At 43.4% G+C, this 25,618-nt stretch carries 24 protein-coding genes; 5 read left to right on the top strand and 19 right to left on the bottom strand.

All coding sequences use genetic code 11. The features are described 5' to 3' along the window. Nucleotides 1–38: 38 nt before the first annotated feature. The 4 genes from trmH to gmk all read right to left on the bottom strand — a co-directional run bounded on the left by trmH (nucleotide 39) and on the right by gmk (nucleotide 3,989). Complete coding sequence (trmH, locus tag EES38_RS19730; RefSeq protein WP_124938943.1) at nucleotides 39–725, bottom strand: tRNA (guanosine(18)-2'-O)-methyltransferase TrmH; 687 nt, start codon at nucleotides 723–725, stop codon at nucleotides 39–41. 104 nt (nucleotides 726–829) lie between these two features. Further along, nucleotides 830–2,950 (bottom strand): bifunctional GTP diphosphokinase/guanosine-3',5'-bis pyrophosphate 3'-pyrophosphohydrolase, encoded by a 2,121-nt coding sequence (gene spoT, locus EES38_RS19725; RefSeq protein ID WP_124938942.1) that lies wholly within the window; start codon nucleotides 2,948–2,950, stop codon nucleotides 830–832. Between the two features lie 39 nt (nucleotides 2,951–2,989). Then, nucleotides 2,990–3,262, bottom strand: a complete 273-nt coding sequence (gene rpoZ, locus EES38_RS19720) for a DNA-directed RNA polymerase subunit omega (protein WP_124938941.1) — start codon at nucleotides 3,260–3,262, stop codon at nucleotides 2,990–2,992. 106 nt (nucleotides 3,263–3,368) lie between these two features. Beyond that, nucleotides 3,369–3,989 carry a guanylate kinase gene (gene gmk / locus EES38_RS19715; RefSeq protein WP_124938940.1) on the bottom strand — a complete coding sequence of 207 codons (621 nt, stop codon included), beginning with the start codon at nucleotides 3,987–3,989 and terminating at the stop codon, nucleotides 3,369–3,371. A gap of 304 nt (nucleotides 3,990–4,293) precedes the next feature. On the opposite strand from gmk, the gene EES38_RS19710 reads away from it, so the two are divergent. After that, nucleotides 4,294–4,965 carry a 7-cyano-7-deazaguanine/7-aminomethyl-7-deazaguanine transporter gene (locus EES38_RS19710; protein WP_124938939.1) on the top strand — a complete coding sequence of 224 codons (672 nt, stop codon included), beginning with the start codon at nucleotides 4,294–4,296 and terminating at the stop codon, nucleotides 4,963–4,965. Nucleotides 4,966–5,029: 64 nt separating this feature from the next. Here EES38_RS19710 and EES38_RS19705 read toward each other — a convergent pair whose 3' ends face one another. The 5 genes from EES38_RS19705 to EES38_RS19685 all read right to left on the bottom strand — a co-directional run bounded on the left by EES38_RS19705 (nucleotide 5,030) and on the right by EES38_RS19685 (nucleotide 10,237). Then, the gene (locus EES38_RS19705) at nucleotides 5,030–5,509 is read right to left on the bottom strand and encodes a hypothetical protein (protein WP_243694231.1); all 480 of its coding nucleotides are present in this window, start codon (nucleotides 5,507–5,509) and stop codon (nucleotides 5,030–5,032) included. Nucleotides 5,510–5,519: 10 nt separating this feature from the next. Next, entirely contained in the window at nucleotides 5,520–6,356 is an 837-nt protein-coding gene (locus EES38_RS19700; RefSeq protein ID WP_124938938.1) for a DUF3100 domain-containing protein, read from the bottom strand. Between the two features lie 261 nt (nucleotides 6,357–6,617). Next, a complete protein-coding gene (locus EES38_RS19695) occupies nucleotides 6,618–7,769 on the bottom strand; it encodes a M20 aminoacylase family protein (RefSeq protein ID WP_124938937.1) in 1,152 nt (383 codons plus the stop codon). Between the two features lie 7 nt (nucleotides 7,770–7,776). Further along, entirely contained in the window at nucleotides 7,777–9,285 is a 1,509-nt protein-coding gene (locus EES38_RS19690; RefSeq protein WP_124938936.1) for an aldehyde dehydrogenase family protein, read from the bottom strand. Nucleotides 9,286–9,310: 25 nt separating this feature from the next. Further along, a complete protein-coding gene (locus EES38_RS19685; protein WP_279432225.1) occupies nucleotides 9,311–10,237 on the bottom strand; it encodes an NAD(P)-dependent oxidoreductase in 927 nt (308 codons plus the stop codon). A 110-nt stretch (nucleotides 10,238–10,347) separates the two neighbouring features. Between EES38_RS19685 and EES38_RS19680 the strand changes: the two genes are divergently transcribed. Further along, nucleotides 10,348–11,259 carry a LysR family transcriptional regulator gene (locus EES38_RS19680; RefSeq protein ID WP_124938934.1) on the top strand — a complete coding sequence of 304 codons (912 nt, stop codon included), beginning with the start codon at nucleotides 10,348–10,350 and terminating at the stop codon, nucleotides 11,257–11,259. A gap of 75 nt (nucleotides 11,260–11,334) precedes the next feature. Here the strand turns inward: EES38_RS19680 and EES38_RS19675 are convergent, their stop codons facing one another. The 6 genes from EES38_RS19675 to EES38_RS19650 all read right to left on the bottom strand — a co-directional run bounded on the left by EES38_RS19675 (nucleotide 11,335) and on the right by EES38_RS19650 (nucleotide 19,653). Continuing rightward, complete coding sequence (locus tag EES38_RS19675) at nucleotides 11,335–13,038, bottom strand: sodium:solute symporter family protein (protein ID WP_124938933.1); 1,704 nt, start codon at nucleotides 13,036–13,038, stop codon at nucleotides 11,335–11,337. A gap of 11 nt (nucleotides 13,039–13,049) precedes the next feature. Further along, nucleotides 13,050–13,316: a DUF4212 domain-containing protein gene (locus tag EES38_RS19670; protein ID WP_124938932.1), complete on the bottom strand. Its 267-nt coding sequence runs from the start codon at nucleotides 13,314–13,316 to the stop codon at nucleotides 13,050–13,052. Nucleotides 13,317–13,538: 222 nt separating this feature from the next. Then, nucleotides 13,539–14,168, bottom strand: a complete 630-nt coding sequence (locus tag EES38_RS19665) for a response regulator transcription factor (protein ID WP_124938931.1) — start codon at nucleotides 14,166–14,168, stop codon at nucleotides 13,539–13,541. 93 nt (nucleotides 14,169–14,261) lie between these two features. Continuing rightward, nucleotides 14,262–16,019: a protein-disulfide reductase DsbD gene (locus tag EES38_RS19660; RefSeq protein ID WP_124938930.1), complete on the bottom strand. Its 1,758-nt coding sequence runs from the start codon at nucleotides 16,017–16,019 to the stop codon at nucleotides 14,262–14,264. 113 nt (nucleotides 16,020–16,132) lie between these two features. After that, complete coding sequence (gene aspA, locus EES38_RS19655) at nucleotides 16,133–17,590, bottom strand: aspartate ammonia-lyase (protein WP_124938929.1); 1,458 nt, start codon at nucleotides 17,588–17,590, stop codon at nucleotides 16,133–16,135. A 164-nt stretch (nucleotides 17,591–17,754) separates the two neighbouring features. Beyond that, nucleotides 17,755–19,653: a GGDEF domain-containing protein gene (locus tag EES38_RS19650; RefSeq protein WP_124938928.1), complete on the bottom strand. Its 1,899-nt coding sequence runs from the start codon at nucleotides 19,651–19,653 to the stop codon at nucleotides 17,755–17,757. A 274-nt stretch (nucleotides 19,654–19,927) separates the two neighbouring features. Between EES38_RS19650 and EES38_RS19645 the strand changes: the two genes are divergently transcribed. Beyond that, nucleotides 19,928–20,398: an FxsA family protein gene (locus tag EES38_RS19645; RefSeq protein WP_124938927.1), complete on the top strand. Its 471-nt coding sequence runs from the start codon at nucleotides 19,928–19,930 to the stop codon at nucleotides 20,396–20,398. A gap of 18 nt (nucleotides 20,399–20,416) precedes the next feature. Here EES38_RS19645 and trmL read toward each other — a convergent pair whose 3' ends face one another. From trmL to EES38_RS19625, 4 genes are all read right to left on the bottom strand, one after another. After that, the gene (trmL, locus tag EES38_RS19640; RefSeq protein ID WP_124938926.1) at nucleotides 20,417–20,893 is read right to left on the bottom strand and encodes a tRNA (uridine(34)/cytosine(34)/5-carboxymethylaminomethyluridine(34)-2'-O)-methyltransferase TrmL; all 477 of its coding nucleotides are present in this window, start codon (nucleotides 20,891–20,893) and stop codon (nucleotides 20,417–20,419) included. A gap of 87 nt (nucleotides 20,894–20,980) precedes the next feature. Continuing rightward, nucleotides 20,981–21,586, bottom strand: coding sequence for a superoxide dismutase (locus EES38_RS19635; RefSeq protein ID WP_124938925.1), 606 nt, complete (start codon nucleotides 21,584–21,586; stop codon nucleotides 20,981–20,983). 78 nt (nucleotides 21,587–21,664) lie between these two features. Beyond that, on the bottom strand, nucleotides 21,665–23,041 hold the full coding sequence (gene cpxA, locus EES38_RS19630) for an envelope stress sensor histidine kinase CpxA (protein ID WP_124938924.1): 1,377 nt from the start codon (nucleotides 23,039–23,041) through the stop codon (nucleotides 21,665–21,667). Next, on the bottom strand, nucleotides 23,041–23,724 hold the full coding sequence (locus EES38_RS19625) for a response regulator (protein ID WP_124938923.1): 684 nt from the start codon (nucleotides 23,722–23,724) through the stop codon (nucleotides 23,041–23,043). Before EES38_RS19625 ends, cpxA begins: the two co-directional genes overlap by 1 nt. A 178-nt stretch (nucleotides 23,725–23,902) precedes the next feature. Here EES38_RS19625 and EES38_RS19620 point away from each other — a divergent pair, with 178 nt between their 5' ends. Together EES38_RS19620 and fieF are read left to right on the top strand one after the other, a co-directional pair. Further along, on the top strand, nucleotides 23,903–24,451 hold the full coding sequence (locus tag EES38_RS19620; protein WP_124938922.1) for a CpxP family protein: 549 nt from the start codon (nucleotides 23,903–23,905) through the stop codon (nucleotides 24,449–24,451). Between the two features lie 137 nt (nucleotides 24,452–24,588). Beyond that, the gene (fieF, locus tag EES38_RS19615) at nucleotides 24,589–25,497 is read left to right on the top strand and encodes a CDF family cation-efflux transporter FieF (protein WP_124938921.1); all 909 of its coding nucleotides are present in this window, start codon (nucleotides 24,589–24,591) and stop codon (nucleotides 25,495–25,497) included. Nucleotides 25,498–25,618 lie beyond the last annotated feature (121 nt).

Here is a 25,618-nt window from a genome sequence, read left to right as displayed (position 1 = left end):
AACCATTGAACTGTTTTTTTGTACAGGTTTTTTGCCAGTTATTTGGCCTGCATCGCAGCCCACCATGCTTCGTCTGCTACGATTTGCCCTTGGTCATCAAGCTCTGGATAGGGCAATTTTTTCTTCTTTGCAACTTTGGCTAAAACTGGATGGCCGCGCTCAAATAAAATTCGATCAATCAGATCTTGCGGTAACGGACTTTCATCTCTGTCATACATTCCTGCAAGCTGACGTTGTCTTTGCGCTTCATAGAGAATAAGTGCACTCGCAACCGAAACGTTAAGAGACTGAACCATACCAACCATAGGAATTACAATATCTTGGTCTGCCAGTTCAAGAGCTCGTTTGGATATTCCTACTTTTTCACTGCCCAGAATAATCGCCGTTGGCTTGGTGTAATCAATTTGTCGAAAGTCGACCGCAGTTTCCGATAGATTGGTAACCAAGATTTGCATGTTCTGTTGCTTAAGCTGACCGATGGCATCATCAATATTCTGATGAGTATCCACTTCAACCCAGTTACGAGCGCCAGCGGATGTGTGGGTAAGTGTTCTCATATTGTCAGTTGGCCAAACCGCATGGATTTTACTTACACCGGTGGCATCTGCAGTGCGAATAATCGCTGAGACATTGTTTGGTTTGTGAACCTCTTCCAGGCAAAGAGTGAGGTCAGGTTGTCTTGATTTTAGAACTTCTTGAATTCGGTTGTAACGATCAATATTCATAACAATTGAGGGCTAAGTCAGCCTAATTAAGAGCTAAAAATAAGCCCTTGATACCTGACGACATCAAGGGCCATGGATTTTATATAGTGTTAACAGCTAAGGGGTTAACTGCGTTTACGTCTTACCTTCAAAGATTGAGGCATAGCGCGAATTTTACGCATGATTCCTGCTAAGTGAACACGGTCTTTAGTGGTTAATAGTACGGTGACTGTGTATAGGCGTCCATCTCGCTCCTCGGTCGATAGGCCGTGGATGTTTGATCCCGTCTTAGCAATCACGTTTGTCAGTTCAGCCAGTGCACCTTGATTATTCATCATGTCAACTTTGAGCTCGGTAATGAACTCCTGATCGTAATCGTTAGACCATTCTACAGCCATATAACGTTCAGGTTCACGTTGATAGCCACGAACATTGGCACAGCTCTCGCGGTGAATAACCAGACCTTTCCCCGGAGAGATATGAGCCACAATGTGATCATCCGGAATTGGGTGACAACAGTTCGCAAAGTTGAGTAGGATGCCTTCCGCACCGCGGATTGGCAGCTTACGTTTTGCTTTATTGCTGTTGTTATCTTTGGCAGTTATCTCATCAGCGTTGCCCAGCAGGCGTCTGGCGATAACAATACTCATCAACTCACCCAAACCGATAGCAGCTAGAAGATCATCCGTAGACTGCATTTTTTGCTCGGTAAGAACCTGCTGAATCAGTGTTGGGTCGATATCATTAATCGATTGTTCACCAAGTGCGTGATTGAGTAAGCGACGGCCAAGAGTCACAGAATCTTCGCGACGCATTGTTTTCAATACCTGGCGAATTTTCGTTCTTGCTCGAGACGTAACAACATAGTTTAGCCATGCAGCATTAGGTCGAGCTCCCGGCGCACTGATAATCTCAACAGTTTGTCCGATCTTTAACGCTTTACTTAGCGGATAGGGGCTGCGATCGACTCGAGCCCCGACACAAGTGTTACCAATATCAGTGTGTACTGCATAAGCAAAGTCGACAGCTGTTGCATTCGCTGGCAATTCAACAATTCGGCCTTTTGGTGTGAATACGTAAATCTCATCAGGGAACAGATCCGATTTTACATTTTCGATAAATTCAAAAGAGTTACCCGCACTTTGTTGTAGCTCTAACAGGCTTTGCATCCAGCGCTGAGCTTTCACCTGAGCTGTGGTACCAGAACGTTCACCGTTGCCTTTATAAGACCAGTGAGCAGCGACACCTTTATCAGCCATTTGATCCATGTCATCGGTACGAATCTGTACTTCAACAGGGACACCATGTGGACCCACCATTGATGTATGCAAAGATTGATAGCCGTTTGCTTTTGGAACGGCAATATAATCTTTCATGCGACCTGGACGAGGTTTGTACAAACTGTGTACTTGTCCAAGAGCTCGATAACAGGCATCTGCACTATCGACAATGATACGAAATGCATAGATATCCATAATAGTATGAAAACGCTGTTCTTTGGTTTTCATCTTCTTATAAATAGAGTAAAGATTCTTTTCTCTACCCACTACCTTCGCCTTGAGACCGAAATCGCGTAATCGACCTTCAATTTCGCTGTGAATTCGCTGAATCATCTCTTTGCGGTTACCACGCGCAGACTTAACTACATTCTTTAATACGCGATACCGATTAGGATAGAGAGCTTCAAAACCCAGCTCTTCAAGCTCAGTTTTGATGTTATGAATACCTAGACGATGGGCAAGGGGGGCAAATATTTCCAGAGTCTCACGAGCGATTCGGCGGCGCTTATCCGGACGAAGTGCGCCCAGTGTTCGCATATTATGAGTACGGTCAGCCAGTTTTATCAGAATAACGCGAATATCCTGAACCATAGCCAGAATCATCTTACGAAAGTTTTCTGCCTGAGCTTCTTTGCGGTCTCGAAACTTCAGTTTATCTAGCTTAGAAACACCGTCCACAAGTTCGGCAACAGCCGTGCCAAATTTGGTTTCAAGTTCTTCTTTCGTGACTTCGGTATCTTCAATGACATCGTGGAGAAGTGCGGCCTGAAGGGTTTCAAGGTCTAGGCGCATTTCAGCCAGAATTCTGGCGACAGCGACCGGGTGGATAATATAAGGTTCGCCGCTTGAACGGGTTTGCCCTTCGTGGGCATCTCTCGCTACCACATAAGAGTGACGCAGAGCCTCAATTTGAGGCTCTGACAAGTATTCCTGGGCAACGTCTTTGAGGCTATCAAATAGATACAAATTATAGGCCCGTGATGTTGTGTGACTCTTTGCTCACTATTAACGGTTGTGAGCGATACTGCTTACTGCTGCTAGTTCTGCAGCTTCTTGTTCCTGTTGTTCCTGACGCTCACGTGCATCAAGTACTTCTTTAGTGATAAGGCCTTCTTCGATCTCGCGTAGAGCGATAACGGTTGGCTTATCGTTCTCTTCCGGCACTAGTGAATCTTTACCGCCAGTTTGCATCTGACGAGCGCGGCGAGCCGAAATAAGAACTAAGTCGAAACGGTTGCCAATTTTTTCAACAGCGTCTTGAACAGTTACGCGTGCCATGAGAACTCCAATAAATAAAATTAATTACAACGGGTGACGATAAAGTATACAACTTAAGACAATGCTAGGCTAGCTGTATACTTTACATAAATCTACAGATTTCTGATTATGCCAAGAGCTCGGCAAGCATGTGACTATATTTAGCAGCTTGCTTCTCTTCTTTCAATCTTTCTGCACGAATGATGGCTTTTAAGTCCATCAGAGCGACATCAAAATCGTCATTGACGATAACGTAGTCATACTCATCGTAGTGTGAAATTTCAGACTGAGCTTCACTCATGCGTTTAGCTATGACCGCTTCACTATCCTGACCGCGAGCATTCAAGCGACGCTCAAGCTCTTCTTTTGACGGTGGAAGAATGAAGATACTTTGTGATGCAGGCATCTGTTTACGGATTTGTTGAGCACCTTGCCAGTCGATATCCAAAAAGACATCAATACCTTTATTCAGGTTATCTTCGATCCATACACGAGAGGTGCCGTAATAATTTCCAAACACTTCAGCGTATTCTAGGAATTCGCTCTTGGAAATTAATTCTTCAAAGTGATCTTTTTGTACAAAGTGGTAATGGATACCATCTTGTTCCCCTGGACGCATACCTCGTGTCGTGTGAGAAACCGACACTTTCATCGCATAAGTCGGGTTGGTTTCTAATAGAGCAGAAATCAAGCTCGATTTACCCGCACCACTTGGTGCAGAAACGATATAAAGAGTACCTTTGCCCATAGTCATTATTCCGCAATTATTCGAAGAGGTTAGATCAGGTTATCTTCTGCCAAGCCACTAATTAGCTCTTAGTAGACAGAAAATGGAGGCGAAGAGTATCATGATCAACAGGATCTTCTCAAGTTTTAAACGATTTAGGATCGTAGACTAACCCCAGTTTATGGGGTTGTACTTATTAATACATAGAGTATAATCGCCGCCCCTAAGAGAGTGATGAATTAATCATCATTTTATACACATTGTTGATAGAAGTATTACTTCGTTTGGGTTCCCTCGCCCCCAAATCAAACTAAAAAGGTATCGTATGAGTCAATTTACTCCTGCTCAGCAGCGCAAAGCCCTTTCTTATCTGGTTCTATTCCACCTATTGGTTATCGCATCCAGCAATTATCTAGTACAGATCCCGTTTACCATCTTTGGGTTTCATACTACCTGGGGTGCCTTTACGTTTCCCTTTATTTTCTTAGCTACGGATTTAACCGTGCGAATTTTTGGTTCTGCATTAGCAAGGAAAATTATCTTTATGGTGATGGTTCCTTCTTTGCTCGTCTCTTATGTCTTGTCGGTTATTTTTTATCAGGGCACATATCAGGGAATCGTACCGCTAAGCGAATTTAATGTATTTGTTTTTCGTATTGCTGCGGCCAGTTTTATGGGATACCTGCTAGGTCAGATTCTTGATGTTCACGTATTTAACCGTCTGCGTCAGTTACGTCAGTGGTGGATAGCTCCTGCAGCATCGACCGTGTTTGGTAATGCGTTTGATACTGTCGCTTTTTTCGGTATTGCGTTTTATCAAAGTCCAGATCCCTTTATGGCGGCGCACTGGACTGAAATCGCAACGGTGGATTATGGATTCAAACTACTGATCAGTCTTGGTCTGTTTGTTCCGATGTATGGGCTTCTATTGAATTTCTTGGTACGTAAACTAACGGCAGTCAATCCGGGATTAAAAATTGCTGGGATCAACGCCTAAAAATGAAAAGAGACCATCAGGTCTCTTTTTTATTACGGGGAGGATACAAACAAACACCGTTACATCACAGAAACGCTTCGGCCACTAATGCAGAGCCGACATATGTTCCTGTAAAAACAAGGAGAGAAACTATGGCAATTTTAATGCCTGATTGCTTGAACAGGTTGACTTCCATATTGGTTACTGCCATCGCTGCATAAGCAAGAACAGGGGTCGCAAGTGATAGGAAGCTAAGCGTTTTAAGCTGTTCTAGCATAGCGTCTGAAAACGGAAATCCTGGTAGAGTGCAGATCACACTGACAATTGAGACCCATGCAACAGTTGGTAGCGGTCCGCCGATGAATTTCTTCAGCGTCATACCGATAAGTATCATGACAAATAAAATCGCCATGCCCGGTAAGGCTGTGATAAAACTGTTACCACTTCCTGCCCAATTACTCATTAGAGCGATACCACAAAAGATCACTGTTAAGATAATATTTTCTTTGAAGCCCAATACTGGTTCGTCTTCTGTTTTTAAATCCATTTCATTTACGTTCATCATCATCCCTCCATTAAATCGTATTCGTTGTGCTGGTAGCTGAGCCTCTTACCGCACTTAATCGTTTGTAATACCATTCCGCAAATGGAAGGGCGACGAAGATTGCTACATAGAGACCTGTCGCATTAGTCAGTAGGTTACTGGCACCAGCAAAGGCAAGAATTTCATCTTTAATATCGGGATAGGCTGCGGCTAATGTTCCTGAGCAAGCTGCTGTCATGCTGCCACTGCCAACACCACAGGCCATCGCCAGAGCTTTTGGATCTATCCAGCCTGTTGAGGCGAGGAAACCGGAGATAAGTGCGAAGTAAATGGTACCAAACATTGTTCCCATCACGTAGACGCCCATAACCCCAACGCCTTCACTACTTTTTAGACCAAAGCGATCTGAAATGACGGCAATGTTTGGCTCGCGAGCGATAGAGTAGGTTGCGCCAATAGACTCTCGACCCATTTTGAATAGCAGCACCGCCACAGGCATAGCAATCAACATAGTGGCTAAATTACCCAGTTCCTGAAGTACCATTGCTACACCAGAATCCAGGATTTTAGGCAGGGCTGGACCAATCAAGGTACCAAACTTTGCTATGAAGGGTAGAATACCAATCGTAATGACAGACGTTGCTATCTTAGCCTGCTTCTTACTGATGAGTTTGGCTGAAAAGCTTGTGATGTTTGGGTTGACAAACAGGCAGATCAGAAACGCATAGAAAAGGGGAAGAAAAAGAAGTTTTGCACTTCCGATCGGGATACTTTGAATTCCGATGAGTTCGGAAATCACAGCTGACACCAGTACAATACAGTGCAGGCGCCAGTTTAAAAGGGCTTTAACAGAGTCATTACTCGCCATGGTACTCTCCTTGAGTAGCTTATCTATCCATGAAACATATCGTTTACAAAACCATTACATCACATAAGGTGTTCTATTAGTAATGCTTTATCGTTACCAAAAAGGCAACACTGAATTTTATTCATTTTCCATTAAAATCAATATTTTATTGTGTTTGGTTGTGTAATGGGGTGTAACGTAAAGCAAAAGGGTATGAGGGGAGTTTAGATAAGGTATTGATATTAAACCATTGGCTAATATTAAATCAGCCAATGGTTTTGGTTATTTAAGCAGATCTTCGACGAGATTTTTCCATAATGAAAGACCCGTTTCGATAATCGTGTCGTTAAAGTCGTAGTAAGCATTATGGAGTGGTTTGGACGGTGTTGTGCTGTCTGCTCCAAGCCAGAAATAAGCACCAGGGCACTGTTCTAACATGCATGAAAAATCTTCAGACGCCATTGAAGGTGCAATATTCCAATGAACACATTCCTCTCCCAGCGTACTTACTGCGATATCGTGCACTTGTTGTGCTTGTTCTGGATAGTTTGTCGTGACCACATAACCGTCAAAAAATTCACAGTGACAACTGACGTCATGACTGTTTGCCACACCAGTCGAAATCGACTCGATAAGCTGTTTTACTTTGTGTTGAACTTTCTTATCCAGACAACGATAAGTGCCTTGCAACTCAACAGTTTCCGGTATTATGTTAATGGCTTCGCCACCATGAATCTGTGTCACACTGACGACAGCGGAATCGAGAGGCGATAACCTGCGTGACGTGATTGTCTGTAAAGCCGATACGACTTCAGAAGCACAGACGATTGGGTCAATTCCTTTATCTGGCATGGCAGCATGACAGCTTTGACCCGTGAGCGTTATCTTAAACGTATCCAATGATGCCATCATGGCTCCACTATTCACCGCGATGTGTCCTGCGGGAAGTCCTGGCCAGTTGTGCAGCCCAAATACACTCGACATGGGATAACGGTCAAATAATCCTTCTTCCACCATTTTTTTCGCGCCGCCCAGGTTTTCTTCTGCGGGCTGGAAAATAAAGTGCACTGTCCCGTTAAACTGGCGAGTCTGACTGAGGTATTTAGCTGCGCCAAGTAAAATTGCGGTATGCCCATCATGCCCACAAGCATGCATGACGCCCTGATGGCACGATTTATGTTCTATATCACCGAGTTCGGTAAAGGGTAGGGCATCGATATCTGCCCTCAGTCCGATAGTCGGTCCGTCACCGTTACTTAATGTCGCGACAACGCCAGTCCCGGCTATGCCTGCTTCCACCTTTAATCCAAAGCTACTCAGTAGCTCGACGATTCTTTGCGAGGTTTTTACTTCTTCAAATCCAAGTTCTGGATATTGGTGAAATTCTTGGCGCCATGAAATTGTTTCTTCTACTAATGAGCGAGATATCGTCATTACTTCTTTATCCTTCTACTGTTCCGTAGTTAAAACTGAAGGCTGGTGTATCGGATGTTTCAACCCAGATACTTTTTACCTCACTGTACTCTCTGAGGACATCCAGCCCAGAAGAACGGCCATAGCCACTCTGTTTGTAGCCACCAAATGGGGAGCTAACATGGATTGTTTTATAACTGTTGATCCAGAAAGTGCCTGCTTTTACTTTATCAGCGATACGATGGGCTCTGGCAACATTATTTGTCCATACTGCACCGGCAAGACCAAATGAACTGTCGTTTGCGATTCTGATTGCTTCTTCTTCATCTTTAAATGGGATAGCAATCACCACAGGACCAAAGATTTCCTGCTGAGCTACATACATATCATTGTGACCTTCTAAAACAGTTGGATTAATGTAATATCCAGTACTGTCTGGGTTAGGTATGGTATCTCCGACGACTTTAGCGCCTTCTTTCTCAGCAATTTCAAGCATTTTAGCGATATGTTGATACTGTTTTCGGTTATTTACTGGTCCTATTTCGCTTGTCGTGTCAGTTGGATTTCCTACACGAATATGCTGAGCGGCTTTGGCAACAGAAGAAACGAATTTGTCGAATATTGTGTCTTGTACAAGTAGCCGTGATCCTGACACACAGCTTTGACCTGAGCCGCCAAAAATGGCTGACATAGCGCCTTTCATCGCTTTGTCTAGATCGGCGTCATCAAAGACAATATTGGCTGACTTCCCACCGAGTTCTAGTACGCATGGAATGGTTCTTTTTGCCGCGGCACTTGCAATATGACTTCCTGTGTTAGGCGAGCCAACGAAGCATACTTTTCTGATATCAGCATTCGCAATGAAGTCTTGACCGATGCTGTGTCCGTACCCAGCGATAACGCTGACTAAACCTTTAGGCGCACCGGCTTTCTGAATCAGAGCACCTAGTATCAAAGAGCTGATGGGGGTGAGCTCTGAGGGTTTTAAGATCACGGCATTTCCGGCTGCTATCGCCGGAGCGACCTGCCAGCCGCCGGTGAAGATTGGGGCATTCCATGGCGTGATTTGCATTATAGTACCCATGGCTTCGTACTTAACGTAGTTAAGGTGAGAGCTTGGTACGGGAATCACTTCGCCATGCAGTTTATCTGTCCAGCCTGCGTAGTACTCAAACATTTCTGCAACTGCGATCACTTCACCTTTGGCATTGCCTAATGGCTTATTCGCAGTAATACATTCTACCCAAGCTATAGAGTCAGCATTTTCTCTGATTTGAGCACCGATATTGTACATAACCCGCCCACGTTCTTTAGCTGCAAGTTGCCACCACTGTGTTTGGGCTTGTTGAGCGATTTCATCAACCATTGGTACGATTTCGCTACCCGCGTCTTGATAAGATAATATGACGCTCTCATCATGAGCCTGGATAAGCTCGATGGTCTCACCTGTTCCCGGGATCACTTCTCCATTGATCCAACTGCCAACGGTATCGGTACCCAATAATTCGTTTAGTATGTTGTTAAGTTTTTGCTTCATGATTTCAATTCTTCCCTGATATGGACTAGTACAAGTGGCTATCTGACTCTTTGACTATCTCGTTAAAGTCATCCGTATCGGACAGGTTGCTTTGATCTCGCCACATTTCGATGACTTGACGAGTCAGTGGCATTGCTAAGTCGAGTGAGTCCGCCAGTTTTTCTCCGAGGCCAACATCTTTGCGCATGAGACCCATTGTAAAACCTGAATCGTAGGCGTTATTGAGAATCCATTTGGGGAAGTTCACCTGACTGACGCCACTGCGCCCAGAGCCAGCATTGATTCCTTCGAGTACCTTTGCCGGATCAACTCCAGCCTTGTTAGCTAGGCTGATCACTTCGGCATTGGTGATGAGGTGAGCGGCACAAAGTAAGTTATTCGCAATCTTCGCGATGTTACCTGCACCAACATCGCCGATATGAACTTGTACCGAGCTGATTTTCTGTAAGATAGGCATAACGTTATCGATGGTTTCTTTATCACCACCGATGACCATGCTCATAGTTCCTGATGCAGCACCTGCTGGACCACCTGAAACGGGAGCGTCGATAAATTCAATACCAGAAAGTGCGAGCTGTTTTGCCACTTCTCTACTGGTTTCAGCCTCAGACGTTGTGGTGTCGATGAGTATTAAGCCTGATTTGGCGAAGCTGGCGATACCATTATTGCCCAAACAAATTTGCTTAACGTGTTCAGCTTTGGGCAGAGAAAGAATGATGACATCACAATGGGCTACTAACTCTGCTAAGTCTGCTACAGGAGTGACTCCCTTTGGCTTAATAGCCTCTAGAGCTTTTTCTGACAGATCGTAGCCAAAGACTTTTTCCTGTTTACTTGCTAATGTGGCTGCCATGCCTGAGCCCATGTTGCCAAGCCCGATAATGCCTATTTTCATATCTCGATTCCTTGAGTCGTCATTATGTGTGCAAAATGTTGAATTTTTGTTGGTCAAAACGATCGATTTTGAGGTGTTTTTCGAGTATAGATAGGCGTAGTGTTCTAAACAATAAACCCAATTTCACAAATTGTTGCCTTTAAGGCAACACATTGAGAGCGCGTGCGATGAGCTACTTACAGGAAAATAGAATTAAGTTTTTTTATGAAGCGGTTCAGCATGGCAGCGTACGTGCTGCTGCAGATTTTCTTAATATTGCGCCTTCTGCTGTGAGTCGCCAGATCAGTCATTTGGAGCAGGAGCTCGACACCGTTTTGATCGAAAGACACCGAAGAGGTATCAAGCCGACAGACGCTGGGGAAGAGTTGTTGCGCTATTACAAGCGTTACCAAATGCAGCAGGAAATCTTATTAGACAATCTTAAATCGTTGCGAGGTTTGCAATCCGGCACAATAGAACTGGCCGTAGGTGAAGGGTACATCAATATCACAACTAAGGTGATGTATGAGTTTTCTAAACTGTATCCTGGTGTACAGATTCATTTATCGGTCCATAGTGGGAATGATATTCTGCGTAAAGTTATCGATGATGACGTTCATATCGGGATTGTCTTTAATCCACCACCGCATCCTAAAATCCGTTCTCATTATTCCTCATTTCATCCAATGGTTGTCGCAGTGGGTAAAGAGCACCCATTGAATGCAGAGGAGCAGCCGCTTCGAATGAGTGTGTTAAAAAAATATCCTATTGCTTTACCTGACATGGCTCATGGTGTTCGTCATCTGATTGCTGAAGTGGAAAATGAAACCTGTATAACCCTAACCCCCAATATTATTAGTAATAATCTGACGGCTTTACATTGTTATGCAGCAAGCGGTGGCGTCACCATTATTCCTGACTTTATGATTCGTGGCATGCCCGACTGGTATCATTCTCTCAACTGTCTTTTGCTGAAAAATGAGCGTCTGAATAAAACGGACACGCACGTGATTAGTCGGCTTGGTCGACAGATGGGAAAAGCGCCCAGTACTTTTCTCAAAATGTTGATAAGTCGGATAGAAAAAGAGCTCGTGGCTTAGAAATAACCTAGATAGAAAAAAGCCTGGGACATACAGTCCCAGGCTATAACTTGATACATTCTTTCTTGTTTTAATCTAGTGGTCGTGTGCTTGTCCTGCGCCTTTAGGATAGCGTATGGATTCAACCATCTCTTGCACATCAGCCGGAACTTCTGCAGTAAACTTATTCACCACGATGGCGACCACAAAGTTCAGACACATACCTAGCGTACCGATACCTTCAGGACTGATACCGAAGAACCAGTTGTCCGATGTATTCGCAGCAGGGTTGATGAACTTAAAGTAAATGATATAAGCGGCCGTGAAAATAATACCAGCGAGCATGCCTGTCACAGCTCCTTCCTTGTTCATTTTCTTATAGAAAATACCGAGAATAATCGCAGGGAAGAAGGATGCAGCGGCAAGTCCGAACGCAAAAGCTACAACCTGAGCAACAAAACCTGGTGGATTAATACCGAGATAACCCGCCCCGACAATAGCGAGCGCGGCACCTACACGGGCGGCGAGAAGCTCTTGTTTGTCAGTCATATCAGGCTTAAAGCCCTTTTTGAGTAGGTCATGAGAGATTGATGTCGAGATGACTAGTAGTAGACCTGCTGCTGTGGAAAGAGCGGCAGCCAGACCACCTGCAGCCAGTAAAGCTACAACCCAGTTTGGTAATTTTGCCAGTTCAGGAGACGCCAGGACGATGATATCCCGGTTAATTTGTACTTCATTACGAGCATCGCCCGCATAGAACATGCGACCATCACCGTTTTTGTCTTCCCAAGAGACTAAACCTGTGTTTTCCCAGTTTTTATACCAACTTGGCGCATCAGCTGCTGCTACACCTTTCATGTCTGGGCCGTTAATGGTATCGATCATATTGACGCGAGCAAAGGCTGAAACGGCAGGTGCTGTTGTATAGAGGAAAGCAATAAATACTAAAGCCCACCCAGCAGAGATTCGAGCGTCAGATACTTTGGGAACGGTAAAGAAGCGAATGATTACGTGTGGTAATCCAGCCGTACCGACCATCAGTGCAGCACAGATGAAAAAGACGTCAACCATACTCTTTGAACCATCCGTGTAGGCGGTGAATCCGAGTTCTTGAGTTAGACCATCCAATTTTTCAAGCAGATAGGTGTCTGTTCCAGACATTGTGGAACCAAAACCAATTTGTGGAATTGGTGTCCCTGTCATCATCAGAGATGTAAAAATAGCGGGCACGAGGAAAGCAAAAATCAGGACACAATATTGAGCTACCTGAGTATACGTAATGCCTTTCATTCCACCCATCACGGCATAGAAGAATACGATTGCCATACCGATAATAATACCCATATTGATATCCACTTCCAGGAAGCGAGCGAATACCACCCCAACTCCACGCATCTGTCCGGCAACATAAGTGAAAGATACAAAAATGGCGCAGAATACCGCAACCATGCGTGCTGTTTTTGAGTAATAACGATCACCGATAAAATCTGGAACGGTGAACTTACCAAATTTACGGAGATAGGGGGCTAAACATAATGCCAGTAGAACATAACCACCAGTCCAACCCATGAGGTATACGCCACCATCGTAGCCAATAAATGAGATGATACCAGCCATGGAGATAAACGAAGCGGCTGACATCCAGTCGGCAGCAGTTGCCATACCATTAGCGACAGGATGAACACCACCGCCTGCAACATAAAACTCACTGGTGGATCCCGCTCTTGCCCAAATTGCTATGCCAATATATAAGGCGAAGGTGATACCGACCAGGATAAAAGTCCAAGTTTGAATATCCATTGGAGTCTCCTCTAGTCTTCGTGAACGTTGTATTTTTTGTCCAGGGCATTCATTCTCCACACGTAGACAAAAATAAGGGCAACGAAGGTGTAAATAGAACCTTGTTGAGAGAACCAAAATCCGAGTTTGAAGCCTCCCATATGAATGGTATTCAACTGTTCAACAAACAAAATACCTGCGCCGTAAGAAACTAGGAACCAGATAGCGAGCAACGTTCCCATGATCCCTAAATTCTCTTTCCAGTAGGCTTGAGCATGTTCCGATGATTCGAATGACATGGTCATCTCCTTTTATCATTGTTGTTAATTAAATGTTACAAAGGAAAGATAGCAGGGGTCGCAAAGAATCTCCTTGCGACTTTGGTCTTGAGGTTTATTTTTTATTTTTCAGTTGGTTACTTTTAGTTGGGGGCGAATTTGTGACGCAAGAAAGGGGGGCTGATTTTTAGCTTTAGCCTAAAGTAGTATAAGTAACTTGTTGAGTGTGATAGAAAAGTCGCGTTATTCGTGCAATTCATTGAGCAATATCACAGCTTGAGTTCTATTTTTCACGCCAAGTTTGCGAAAAATAGCCGTCATATGCGCTTTGATAGTGGCTTCTGACACATTGAGCTCGTAAGCAATTTGCTTATTGAGTAAGCCATCTGAGAGCATATCCAAGACCTTATGCTGTTGAGGTGTTAATGCAGCAATACGTTCGGAAAGATCATTATCTTGGGTACTTTCTACGATCAAATGCTCAGGGAAATATGGGTCTCCGTCGAGCACTTGATTGAGTGCTTTGATTAACTCGCGCATGTCACTGGATTTCGGAATAAAGCCAAACGCGCCATGCTTTTTCACCTGAGAGACAACGCTAGGTTCTTCGCTGGCAGAAATCACAACAATCGGTAAGTCAGGATACTCATTACGCAATTGAATCAGACCGGACATCCCGTTAGCCCCAGGCATTTTGAGGTCAAGAAGCAGTAAATCGGGGTCGGATTCTTTGCTCAGTAACGTCATCAGTGCATCTAACGAATCAGCCTCGAGCAAATTAGCGCCACTCACAGCCATCCTTATCGATTGAAATAATGCATTTCTAAAGAGGGGATGATCGTCAGCGATTATTATTGTGTAGTCTGCATTCATTGCTTTCGATGCCTGTCGTGATGAACTTAGTTCATTATTGTCAGGAATCGAACTATCAACAATATTGAGCCTATAAAAGTCTGATGTTTATCGCTATTTTACTTGATTTGTGAATTGTTTATTCCACTTTTTGCTTAATTGGTTTAGATGGTTCAAATAAGTATCTGCGTTCATAAACCCGGTTACTCTTGTTTGGGACTGTGTTTCGCCTCTTGGGTCCCAGAACTGAATAGTAGGCAATCCCAAAATGCCTAATGTTTTGAGCAGTTCCTGGTCGTCTGCGTTGTTGGCTGTAACATCGGCTTGAACGAGAACATAATCTGCCAAAATCCGTTGAACTCTTGCATCGGTGAACGTGTACTTTTCAAATTCCTTGCATGCCACGCACCAGTCAGCGTAAAAGTCCATCATCACCGGTCGGTTTTGTTTCTTCGCCTCCGCCAGTAGATTTTGTAGTTCAGACAGTGTGCTAACATGAACAAAGGACAATGCTTGTTGGTGAGGAGATTGATACGCCTTCCATGATCCAATCCAGAAAGAGTTTATCGACAGGGCTAATCCAATCACCAGTATAGCCGAGACTAAAAGTTTAATACCGATAGATGGTTTGAGCGATAATAGCGTTTTGGCCAACCAAAGGAGCGTACAAACAGCCAGTAATCCCCAAAATGCTTTGGAGAGGTAGTCTGGTATGATGCGCTCTAATAAAAAGAGTGGGGCCGTTAATAAGACGAATCCAAAAAGGTGTTTCACCTTATCCATCCAGGCACCAGAGCGAGGTAAAACGTGTTGCCCAAAGACGGCGACCGCAATCAGAGGAACGCCCATACCAAGCGCTAAAAGATACAAAGCTAGTGCACCAGTATATAAGTTACCTGTCTGGGATACGTAAAGCAGTGCGCCTGACAACGGGGCTGTTGTACATGGAGAACAGACCAGACCAGAAATTGCGCCCATCACAAATACGCCCCACAGCGTTCCACCTTGTTGCTCGTTACTCCAGGCGTTCAGTTTGGTTTGCACCGAGCTGGGAAGCTGGAGAGAGAAAGCCCCGAACATTGATAAGGCCAGCAAAATGAAGAGAATGCTTAACGTCACCAGAATATACGGATTTTGTAAGTAGGCCTGAAATTGCAGACCTGCAGAGGCAACAATAAGGCCTAAGATCGTATAAGTTAAGGCCATTCCCTGTACATAGATAAAAGATAGGGTTAGGGCTTTCGATTTCGTTAATTCTTTTTGCCCAAATACTAAGCTGGTCAGAATCGGATACATCGGTAGAACACATGGCGTAAAGGCTAAGCCGATTCCTAAGATAAACAGCAAGAGTAAGGTCCAATTATCACTGGATAATTGGCCTGCTATCTGGTCTTGTTGGGATAAATTAATTGGCGGAGTCGCTGCATCTGATGTTGGAGACAGAGTAATGGTTCTGGTCTCTGGTGGGTAGCAAAATCCAGCATCAGCGCATCCCTGATAAGTAATTGATATAGAGCTGTTATTGCCAATATTTGAGAGAGATTGCTTAATAAATAATGAGTCACGGTAAATCTGAACGTGACCAAAAAACTCGTCTTCGTGTGGTAGGCCATCTGGTAGTGACAAAGGGGTTAAGCTGACATCTTTCCCGTTAATTTTGATGCTTTTTCTATACAAGTAATATCCGGATTTAATTTGCCAGTCGATATGTACTGTATCTTGGGTTTGGCTCGCATTGAAGTCGAATGCCTCGTCAACTTTAACAAAACGATTTGATTGGTTATTAAAGGGGGATACAGCATTAGATTCAAAGGCGGCAGAGGCTATTTGAGAAAACACACACAATGAAATAAGGAATAACAGTCTGAGCATAGCGAGTCACAATTGATAAGTCTGGCTGCATCATAACCTATCAGGTCATTAATAAATATGCCAGTAATGTTCAAGACTAAGAATCGGGCCCTTACTGGGCCCGACATAGAAGATTAAGCGTCTTCTTCTGTATAACGTTTTGCTTTGTATTGTGGTTTGCGTAAGTTTTCTACCGAGAAGATATCATTCAATTCATCTTCGGTAAGAAGACCACGTTCCAAAACTACTTCGCGTACACTTTTGCCCGTTTCGGCACAGATCTTACCAACAATATCCCCCTCATGATGACCAATATATGGGTTTAGATAAGTCACAATGCCGATCGAGTTAAAGACATAGTTTTCACAAATATCTTTATTGACGGTAATGCCATCGACGCATTTATCTCTTAGGTTGATACAGGCATTAGACAGCAGAGAAATGGATTCGAATATACATTGTGCAATAACAGGTTCCATTACATTCAGTTGTAACTGACCACCTTCTGCAGCAAATGAAATAGTGTTGTCGTTACCCAAAACTTTAAAGCAAACCTGGTTAACAACTTCAGGGACTACCGGGTTAACTTTGGCTGGCATGATTGAAGAGCCCGCTTGCAACTGCGGCAAATTGAGCTCGTTCAGACCTGCTCGTGGACCAGAAGATAACAAACGGAGATCGTTACAGATTTTAGAAAGTTTTACCGCCAAGCGTTTCAGAGCACCATGAGCCATAACATAGGCTCCACAGTCTGAAGTCGCTTCAATCAGATCTTCAGCCGGAACCACTGGCAGGCCCGTTACCTCAGCCAGATGTTTAACTGCCAGCTCTTGGTAACCTGGGGCTGTGTTTAATCCAGTACCAATTGCCGTTGCTCCTAGATTCACTTCAAGCAATAGTTTTGACGTGTATTCCAAGGCGCGAATTTCTTCATTAAGTGTGACTGCCCACGCTTTGAACTCCTGGCCTACTGTCATTGGTACCGCATCTTGGAGCTGAGTTCGTCCCATTTTTAAAACGTTATCGAACTCCTGACTCTTTTGCGCAAAAGACTCTTTAAGGTATTCAATGGTTGTGATGAGTTTCATGACGCTATTGTATACGGCGATACGAAATCCAGTCGGATAGGCGCAGTTAGTTGACTGACTTTTGTTGACATGGTCATTAGGGTTAATAATGTCGTACTGACCTTTTTCTTTACCAATTAACTCTAACGCAAGATTGGCAATCACTTCGTTGGTATTCATGTTGACTGATGTTCCTGCTCCACCCTGATATACGTCGGAGGGAAACTGATCCATACATTTACCAGTATGCAAAATAACATCACATGCTTCGATAATTGCGTTTGCAACGGATTTAGGCAGAACACCCAGTTCTTTATTAGCAAGAGCAGCGGCTTTTTTAGTCATAACCATACCACGAACAAACTCAGGAACATCTGAGATGGTCGCGGATGAGATATTAAAGTTTTCGATAGCTCTTAAAGTATGAATACCGTAATAGGCATCAGCCAGAACGTGACGCTGACCTAACAAATCTTCTTCTAGACGAGTTTGAGCGGAAGCATGAGCTTCACTGACGATTGTCATATATGTAGGACCCTTAATTAACTGAAATTACTATTGATGTTACTTCGTTAAGAATCCTTTCAGTTTTTGCAAACTGGTTTCCTGCCAGTAGGGGGCTGTCTACGACAGATACAAAATATCTTTTTTGGCGTATTTTCTGTATCAAACAACCTACGAGGCATAATCTACGGACTTGGCGAGGTTTTCACAACTGTAAGATTTTCAAAGCCGTGAGCTGAGACACAATTTTTCCCTTTTCGTTTTGAACGGTATAAAGCTTTGTCTGCATGCATGAATGTAAGTTGATTATCCTCTGATATCTCCGAGATGCCGATACTTACCGTTACTTGAACATCTGTAAAGGAATCGATGACATTGCAGATTCTGTGCATTAATTCGTATGCGGCTTTGACATCAATGTGTTGAAGGATCACAGCAAATTCGTCTCCACCGATTCTGGCGATGATATCCGTGTCCCTCAAACGGTTTTTGAGCTGGGATGCTAGGGTATTAATTACCTTGTCGCCGGTATGGTGACCATACGTATCGTTAATCGATTTAAAGTCGTCAATATCTATGATCGCGAGACAACTTGATGGTTGATCCGGATACCGTAGGCGTAAGCGAGAATAGTGAAGCAGGCTATCATTGAACTTTTTCTTATTCCATAGGCCGGTTGCAGGATCCTTTTGACTTTGATCTTTTAGCTCATCAATCACATGAGATTGCTCTGTTATATCGACAAAGGAATAAATGTACTGTTTGGAGTGATGAAAGCTGCTTGGTAACTCTTTGACATCCATCTGATAGTGCTTGTCACCAATATCGACTTCACAATGCCAATGATTGTTCATTGTTAGTCCTTGCAGCAGTTCTTTTCGAATAAATTCGACCTGTTTAAACGTGAGCATATTAATTTTTTTTATTTCAGCCAGCTCAAGTCCTAGAAGGTGACATAAGTGTGTGTTGGCCATTAAGACTCGATGCTTATCATTGGTCAGTGCTACGGCTAGTCCGTTATCGAGAACACTTTTATTGAAGGTTTTCTCCAATCGAATACGTTGATAGCTATCCCAAAATACGGCGGTAAGACCCGAGATAATGCCAAGTAAAAGCAGTAATGATAAAGAATCGTTTTTTACCTCGTCATCACGGTTGGCAAAAACATCACTTATCTGTTTCATTGGAATCAAAGTAATGAGTGTGAGTGGTTTTGTACTATCAAACAATCTCGCCGAAAAGGGTTTATAGATATACAGACCAGCAGGCGTAAGTAGCGCACCACCTCTTGTCTTCGTGGAGGAGACTTCTTTCCATAGATCTGGATTTTGTTTAGGCAGATTGATGTTATTTCTTTCTTTAATTAGGTCACCAAATAGCTTGGTCTTATCACTACTCATAACGTAGTAGCCGTCACTATCGATAAAATCCACCGAATAGTGTTGTGTATTACTTGTTACGTAATCAATGCCACCAAGCACTTCTAAATTTGCGATGAAAAAGCCCAAACGAGTGCCTTCAGAATCGATTGGGTAAATGAGACGAAAGCCAGGTTTATATGGGATAACTGGTTTGCCATGTTCATATTCAAGATCAATCCCAAAAGAGCCTTGCTCTCCTGGTGAAAGATGCTCAGCATACAAAAAGTAATCTCTTTGGCCTTTGTTCTGTAATTCCTTGTCGGGAACAATATACGGTGTAGGCATGAGCTGAGTGTAATCGACCCGAATCATTTCCTGACCACTGTTATCCAGATAGCGTAGTTGATAGAAAAAACGCAGGTTTTTAGCCGTTATATACCACTGATGCTCTAGGTATTGTTTCAGTCTCGGGTCATTATTTTCGGCATAGTCTCTAAGCAGAGGTGATTGACTAAGCTCTTTATAAATTCCGCGAATACGTTGATGCAACTGTGAGGCTCGGTCATCAACGAAAGATAAGAATTGGTTTCCCTGTTCTTCAAAGCGGGAAATGAGAAATCGGTGGGCTTCACTGGTCGTGTGTCGGTAATACAACAATGGAATTATCGAGAGAACGAGCCAAACTATCACCATCTTTTGAATAATACTTATCGATGCTTTCATTAATACGCCAACTCAATATTGTTATGACACAAAGTGACTATTGTCCAAAGTAAAAGCTAGTTTAATAATTTGTGTTTTGCCAATTCATTTATGAGACGTTTCGACAGAAGGTTTAAATTCTCACTCACTACCCCAATATAAGAAGTACCAGTACTTGTGATGACGCCGAATTTTCCGCCATCGTGCATATTTTGATACAAAAGTTTGATATGGCTAATTCGGATTCCTTTTGAGAATACGCTAAACTGGACCGAATTACTGAAGCGGAGGTACTGTGTTTCCAATCATTTTAGTTTTATTTATTGCTGTCCCGAGCATCGAAATTGGCTTGTTTATTCAGGTGGGTGGATTTCTTGGGCTCTGGACGACAATTGCGCTGGTTTTGCTCACCGCATTTGTGGGAGCATCGTTAGTTAGAAGCCAAGGTATCCAGACATTGATGACAGTGCAGCAACGTTTGAATCAGGGTGAAGTACCAGCACAGCAGATCCTTGAAGGCGTTATGTTGGCCGTTTCTGGTGTATTACTGTTGACTCCAGGTTTTATGACGGACACTCTCGGAATGGTATTGCTTCTGCCCAAACCAAGGGCAAAACTGGCTCAATACATGATGAAGCGAGTCGCTGTACAGAGTCAGTTTAATTCTGGCTTTCATCGTCCCAATGGTTCCGATCCCGATGGGGGTAACACCTATGACGGTGAATATGAACGTAAAGATGACGATGATAACCATCGACTAAGATAGACGCTTAAATGGGGCTCATTACTGAGCTCCATCAAACTCCATTTGACGCCATGCTTCATAAGCTATGATAGCCACTGCATTGGAAAGATTAAGACTCCGCGCGTCTGGCATCATAGGAATTCGAATTCTTTGTTCAATCGGCAAACTTTCGATCACCTCAGAAGGTAACCCTCGGGTTTCCGGTCCAAAAAGCAATACATCCCCTTGTTGATATTGTGCGTCAACGTGATGACCTGTCGTCTTGGTCGTGCAAGCAAATAGACGGTATGGTTGCTCTCTTTCATTTAAAAAAGTGAGAAAGGCAGAGTAATCTTTATGTCTGGTCACATTTGTCAGGTCATGGTAATCCAGACCTGCACGTCGTACTTTTTTCTCTTCTAAATCAAACCCAAGTGGTTCTATTAGATGAAGCTTCGCGCCACAGTTGGCGCAGAGACGAATAATATTACCGGTATTAGGCGCTATTTCTGGCTCGTAAAGAGCAATATCAAACATGAGTTATTTTAAGTGACTGGGATTGGGTGCTGAGAGTATAAAGCGGCCCGCTCTAATTGTAAAAGCAGGCCAGAGAAGAGAGTTGGATTACAAGGCATCAGTATAGTTTTTTTCGACGGCTGACCAGTCAACGACATTCCACCAGGCCGTTATGTAATCTGGGCGCCGATTCTGATAACTAATGTAATAAGCATGTTCCCAGACATCGAGAGCGAGAATAGGGGTTCCCTGTTTAGGAGCCACATCCATTAATGGGTTATCTTGATTACTAGTCGATACAATACTGAGTTTGCCTGCATTGACCACTAGCCATGCGAAACCAGAACCAAATGTATTAATGGCCGCTTGAGAGAACTCTTCTTGAAATTGTTCGAAGCTACCAAAAGTAGAGTCGATTGCACCTGCTAGAGATCCAATTGGTTTACCACCTCCCTCAGGAGACATGCAATTCCAATAGAGAATGTGGTTGTAGTACCCGCCACCATTATTGCGTATCGCTGCCGAATGCGATGATATATTGGCAAAAATGGCTTCTATACTTTGCTCTTCAAGCTCAGTGCCTGAAACTGCTGCCATAAATTTGTCAAAGTAGGTACGGTGGTGCTTACTGTAATGCACTTCCATTGTCTTTGCATCAATGTAGGGTTCAAGAGCATTGTAGGCGTACGGTAGTTCTGGAAACAGATGAGACATAGCTGATTCTCCTTATCGATTATTGTTATTTGATGTTAATGATAATCGATCTCATTATCAACTATGTCTTTATTGTGGTTATTTTATCAACGGCAGTTCGAACTCAATTTTAAGCCCACCAAACTGGCTTTTCGTGGCTGTCAGCTTACCGTTGTGCTGACGTACCGCATTTTCTGTAATGGCAAGTCCAAGGCCAGCTCCGCCACTTTGACGATCTCGAGCCGTAGAGACTCGATAAAAGGGACGGAATATATCTTGAAGCTCTTGAGCTGGTACACCAGGCCCATCGTCTTCAACGTCGATTTGCAATATCTCACCTTTGGTATGAAAGCTAACGACAATCTGTTTTTCACTGTATTTAATGGCATTGCGAATGACGTTCTCAAGTGCACTTATAAGCAACTTGGGGTTCCCCGAAATGGAACGATTGGGAATGCCTGAATAGCGCAGTGTCTTGTGGCTTTGTTCCGCTTCAAATTGGGCATCGTCAAGCATGGTTTCCCATAAACTAGAAAGTGATTGTGTTTCATGCTCCATATGACTATTGATTTGCATACGGGATAACTCAAGTAATTCACCTATCATCTGCTCAAGTCGACGAGCCTCGGTATCGATTCGCTCAAGTTCAGGACTGTCGCCGAGTTTCCTTTTGGCCAGGGCATTCGCCATAGTTAAGCGTGTTAGTGGTGATCGAAGTTCATGAGATATGTCTGATAGCAGTCTTTGCTGACCTGAAATCATGCCATTGACGGCCTCAACCATCTTATTAAAACTTCTTCCTGCCTGTCTGAATTCTATGGTTCCTGATTCCAAAGATGGATCGCTTTTAAATTCGCCTCGCGCAACGCGTTGCGAAGCCTGTGCCAAGCGATTGGCTGGTTTGCTTAATGCCCAAGCTAGCCAAAGTAGTAAGGGGGTACTCACTATCATGGCTAACAGTAAAAATGATAAAGGATTATCTAAAAGCCTAATGATAAACGGGGGGCCATTATCAGTTCGCATCGCGATGTAGAGCAATAAGTCTTTTTGTGCGAGATGAACAGGAAATGGACCGGCTATAGTCAGTCGGCCATATAACCTTTTCTGTGGCTCAGACACAGAATCACTTGAGGTGATGAAGTTCTTTAACACTTTTATTTTAAAGTCTTCACGAGTTTCAGAGTGAATCAAATTACCATCCTGATCGGTGAGGAAAAAACGCATTCGATCCCGACCTCTATCCGCATGCATACTCAGGTGCATGGCAATCTTATCCAGGTTAGATAAACCAGAGAATTGCAGTTCAATTCCATCGCGAATATCAATAAAACGCGCTAACTCACTCCCGGCTAGATCTTTTGACCTTCGCGGGTCCAAACTTGGAAGACTCAATACTGTTATCAGTATGAGTAGAATAGTCAGCCAGAAAATCGCAAATATCCGACCATATAAATTATTGAATCTTGGTAAAACCATCAATCCTCCAAAATCATCATGTAGCCACGGCCGCGAAGGGTTTTGATGCGAGGCTTACCGTCCTGACGTTCTGGCAGTTTTTTACGCAAATTGGATACGTGCATATCGACAGCTCGATCAAATGCAGATAGCCGCTTACCCAACACATCCAAACTCAGTGTTTCTTTTGTTATGGCTTCGCCAGGATGCTGGATAAAGTGACTTAACAGAGCAAACTCAGTCGTGGTTAGGTCAAGATATTCCTCATTGCAATACGCTTCTTGTTTACCAGGGTAAAGAGTGATGTCCTGATAGCTTAAGTGATCGCTTTTTACCACTGTTCCATTTTGAGTTCGACGCAGAATGGCCTTAATACGAGCGAGTAGCTCTCTATCGCTAAAAGGTTTAGGCAGATAGTCATCCGCACCTAGTTCTAAGCCGATGACGCGATCGATTTCTTCTCCTTTTGCTGTCAGCATCAGCACGGGAGTTTGCCACTTCTCACGTAATTTTTTGAGCGTATCCATACCGTTGAGTTTGGGCATCATGACATCGAGGAGTATGAGATCAATTTTATCATCAAGACAATCTAGGGCTTGCTCACCATCATTAGCTTCAGAAACAGTGAATCCCTCCAGAGTTAGGATTTCTTTTAATAATCCAGTTAATTCGGTGTCATCATCTACGATTAGAATATGAGTCATCTGCTTCGCTCCGTTTGGCTTGTTTAATTATTCTACGGTGAAATGGTCGAAAAAGGTGCAGCTAAAATCTTGTCTTTACACTCTTTTACTCACTGCATACGTTGATTGACATATGAGGCGCTATTCTACAATCACACGCTAAGAAAAACGAAATTGAACCGAGATTGGAGGAACATCCATGAAAGCCCTTAAAAAATGTATTCTCGCTGCAGCTATGATTCCTGTTGTACTTGGCTCCGCTAGCGCCTTTGCACACAATGGCGATAAGGATCGCGATGGTAAAAGGCCAATGATGCAAGATTGTCGCCCAGATGGTGAGCGTGACATGATGCGCAAACTGAACCTTACACCAGAGCAGCGCGATCAACTACATGATATTCGTCATGAACAACGTGAGGAAATGCGCGCTGATATGGATGCTCACAGAGCACAAATGCAAGCGTTTCGCGCAGAAGAAGATAAACTTCTGTTGAGTAAAGATTTTAGTCCTGAACAAGCGAAGGCATTAGCGAAGAAAATGTCAGATCAACAGATTGAACGTCGTGTTCACATGATGGAAAATCGTCATAAAATGCTGAGTGTCTTGACGCCAGAGCAGAAAGCCAAATGGTCTGAACTTAGGGCTCAAGGTCCTAAAGCATTTGCAGAATGTCATTTTGGTAAAGGCGGACCAGATGGTGACAAGCACCCTCAGCCTCCAATGGAGCCCAAACCAGCAATGGAATAATCCATTTTTTTAGCAAAAAGGCAGCGTAAGCTGCCTTTTTTATTAGGGGAATGACAGTGCTAATTTTAAGGGAATACTTTGATTTATGTAAAAATACGCCACTATAATAGGCTCAAATCAGGGAGTTGAGAGGTTGTATGGAAAAAGAATATGCACGTTTGGTGTCAACGGCAGCATGGGCTGCAACGGCAGTGGCGACGCTTTTACTTATTGTTAAATTAATGGCGTGGTGGGTTACTGGTTCAGTGAGCTTACTCGCCTCGCTAATTGATTCCTTTATTGATATCGCAGCGTCAGTTGTCAATCTCATTGTTGTTCGTTATTCACTGCAACCTGCGGATCGTGAACATGCCTTTGGTCATGGTAAGGCTGAATCATTAGCGGCACTCGCTCAAGCCATGTTTATTACCGGTTCTGCTGTTTTCCTTATTTTAAATGGTATCGATCGCTTCTTTAGACCACATCAACTTCAGTCTCCAGAATACGGTGTCTATGTCAGTATATTTGCTTTATTGGCGACAGCTGGCCTGGTGATGTTTCAGAAATATGTTGTGAAAAAAACCAAAAGCCAAGCGATCGCTGCCGATTCACTTCATTACCAAACCGACCTCTATATGAACGTCGCGATCATGATTGCTCTTTTGCTTAGTTGGTATGGCTTTTCTCAAGCGGATGCCATCTTTGCTATTGGTATTGGTATTTATATCTCTTTGAGTGCGATTAGGATGGTTTATCAGGCTTCGCAGACATTACTGGACAGAAAACTTCCCGATAGTGAGATTATTCAAATTCGTAAAATTTGTATGGATGTGGAAGGGGTTCTGGGTTTGCATGGGGTTCGCACCAGAATGTCTGGTCCTATCCGTTTTATCCAATTGCATCTGGAGTTGGACGATGACATGCGCCTTATTGAAGCGCATAAGATATCTGATACCGTTGAACTTAACCTAAAGCGCCATTTTCCAGGTGCCGATGTATTGGTTCATCATGACCCGTATTCAGTTATTTTTGATCAAGAAATAGAACAGAAAAAAAGAGGTTGGTAATAGAAAATTAATTAAAAAATAGCCAATTTTTGTAATAATAGAACGTGAAAATGATATGTATCAACGAAGAATAACGACATTGTTGTAATACTTTTTCACAAATTAAAAACTTAATCAACGG

This window comes from Vibrio viridaestus (assembly GCF_003856525.1).
Taxonomy (GTDB): Bacteria; Pseudomonadota; Gammaproteobacteria; order Enterobacterales; family Vibrionaceae; genus Vibrio; species Vibrio viridaestus.
This window is presented reverse-complemented; position numbering and strand designations above follow the sequence as displayed.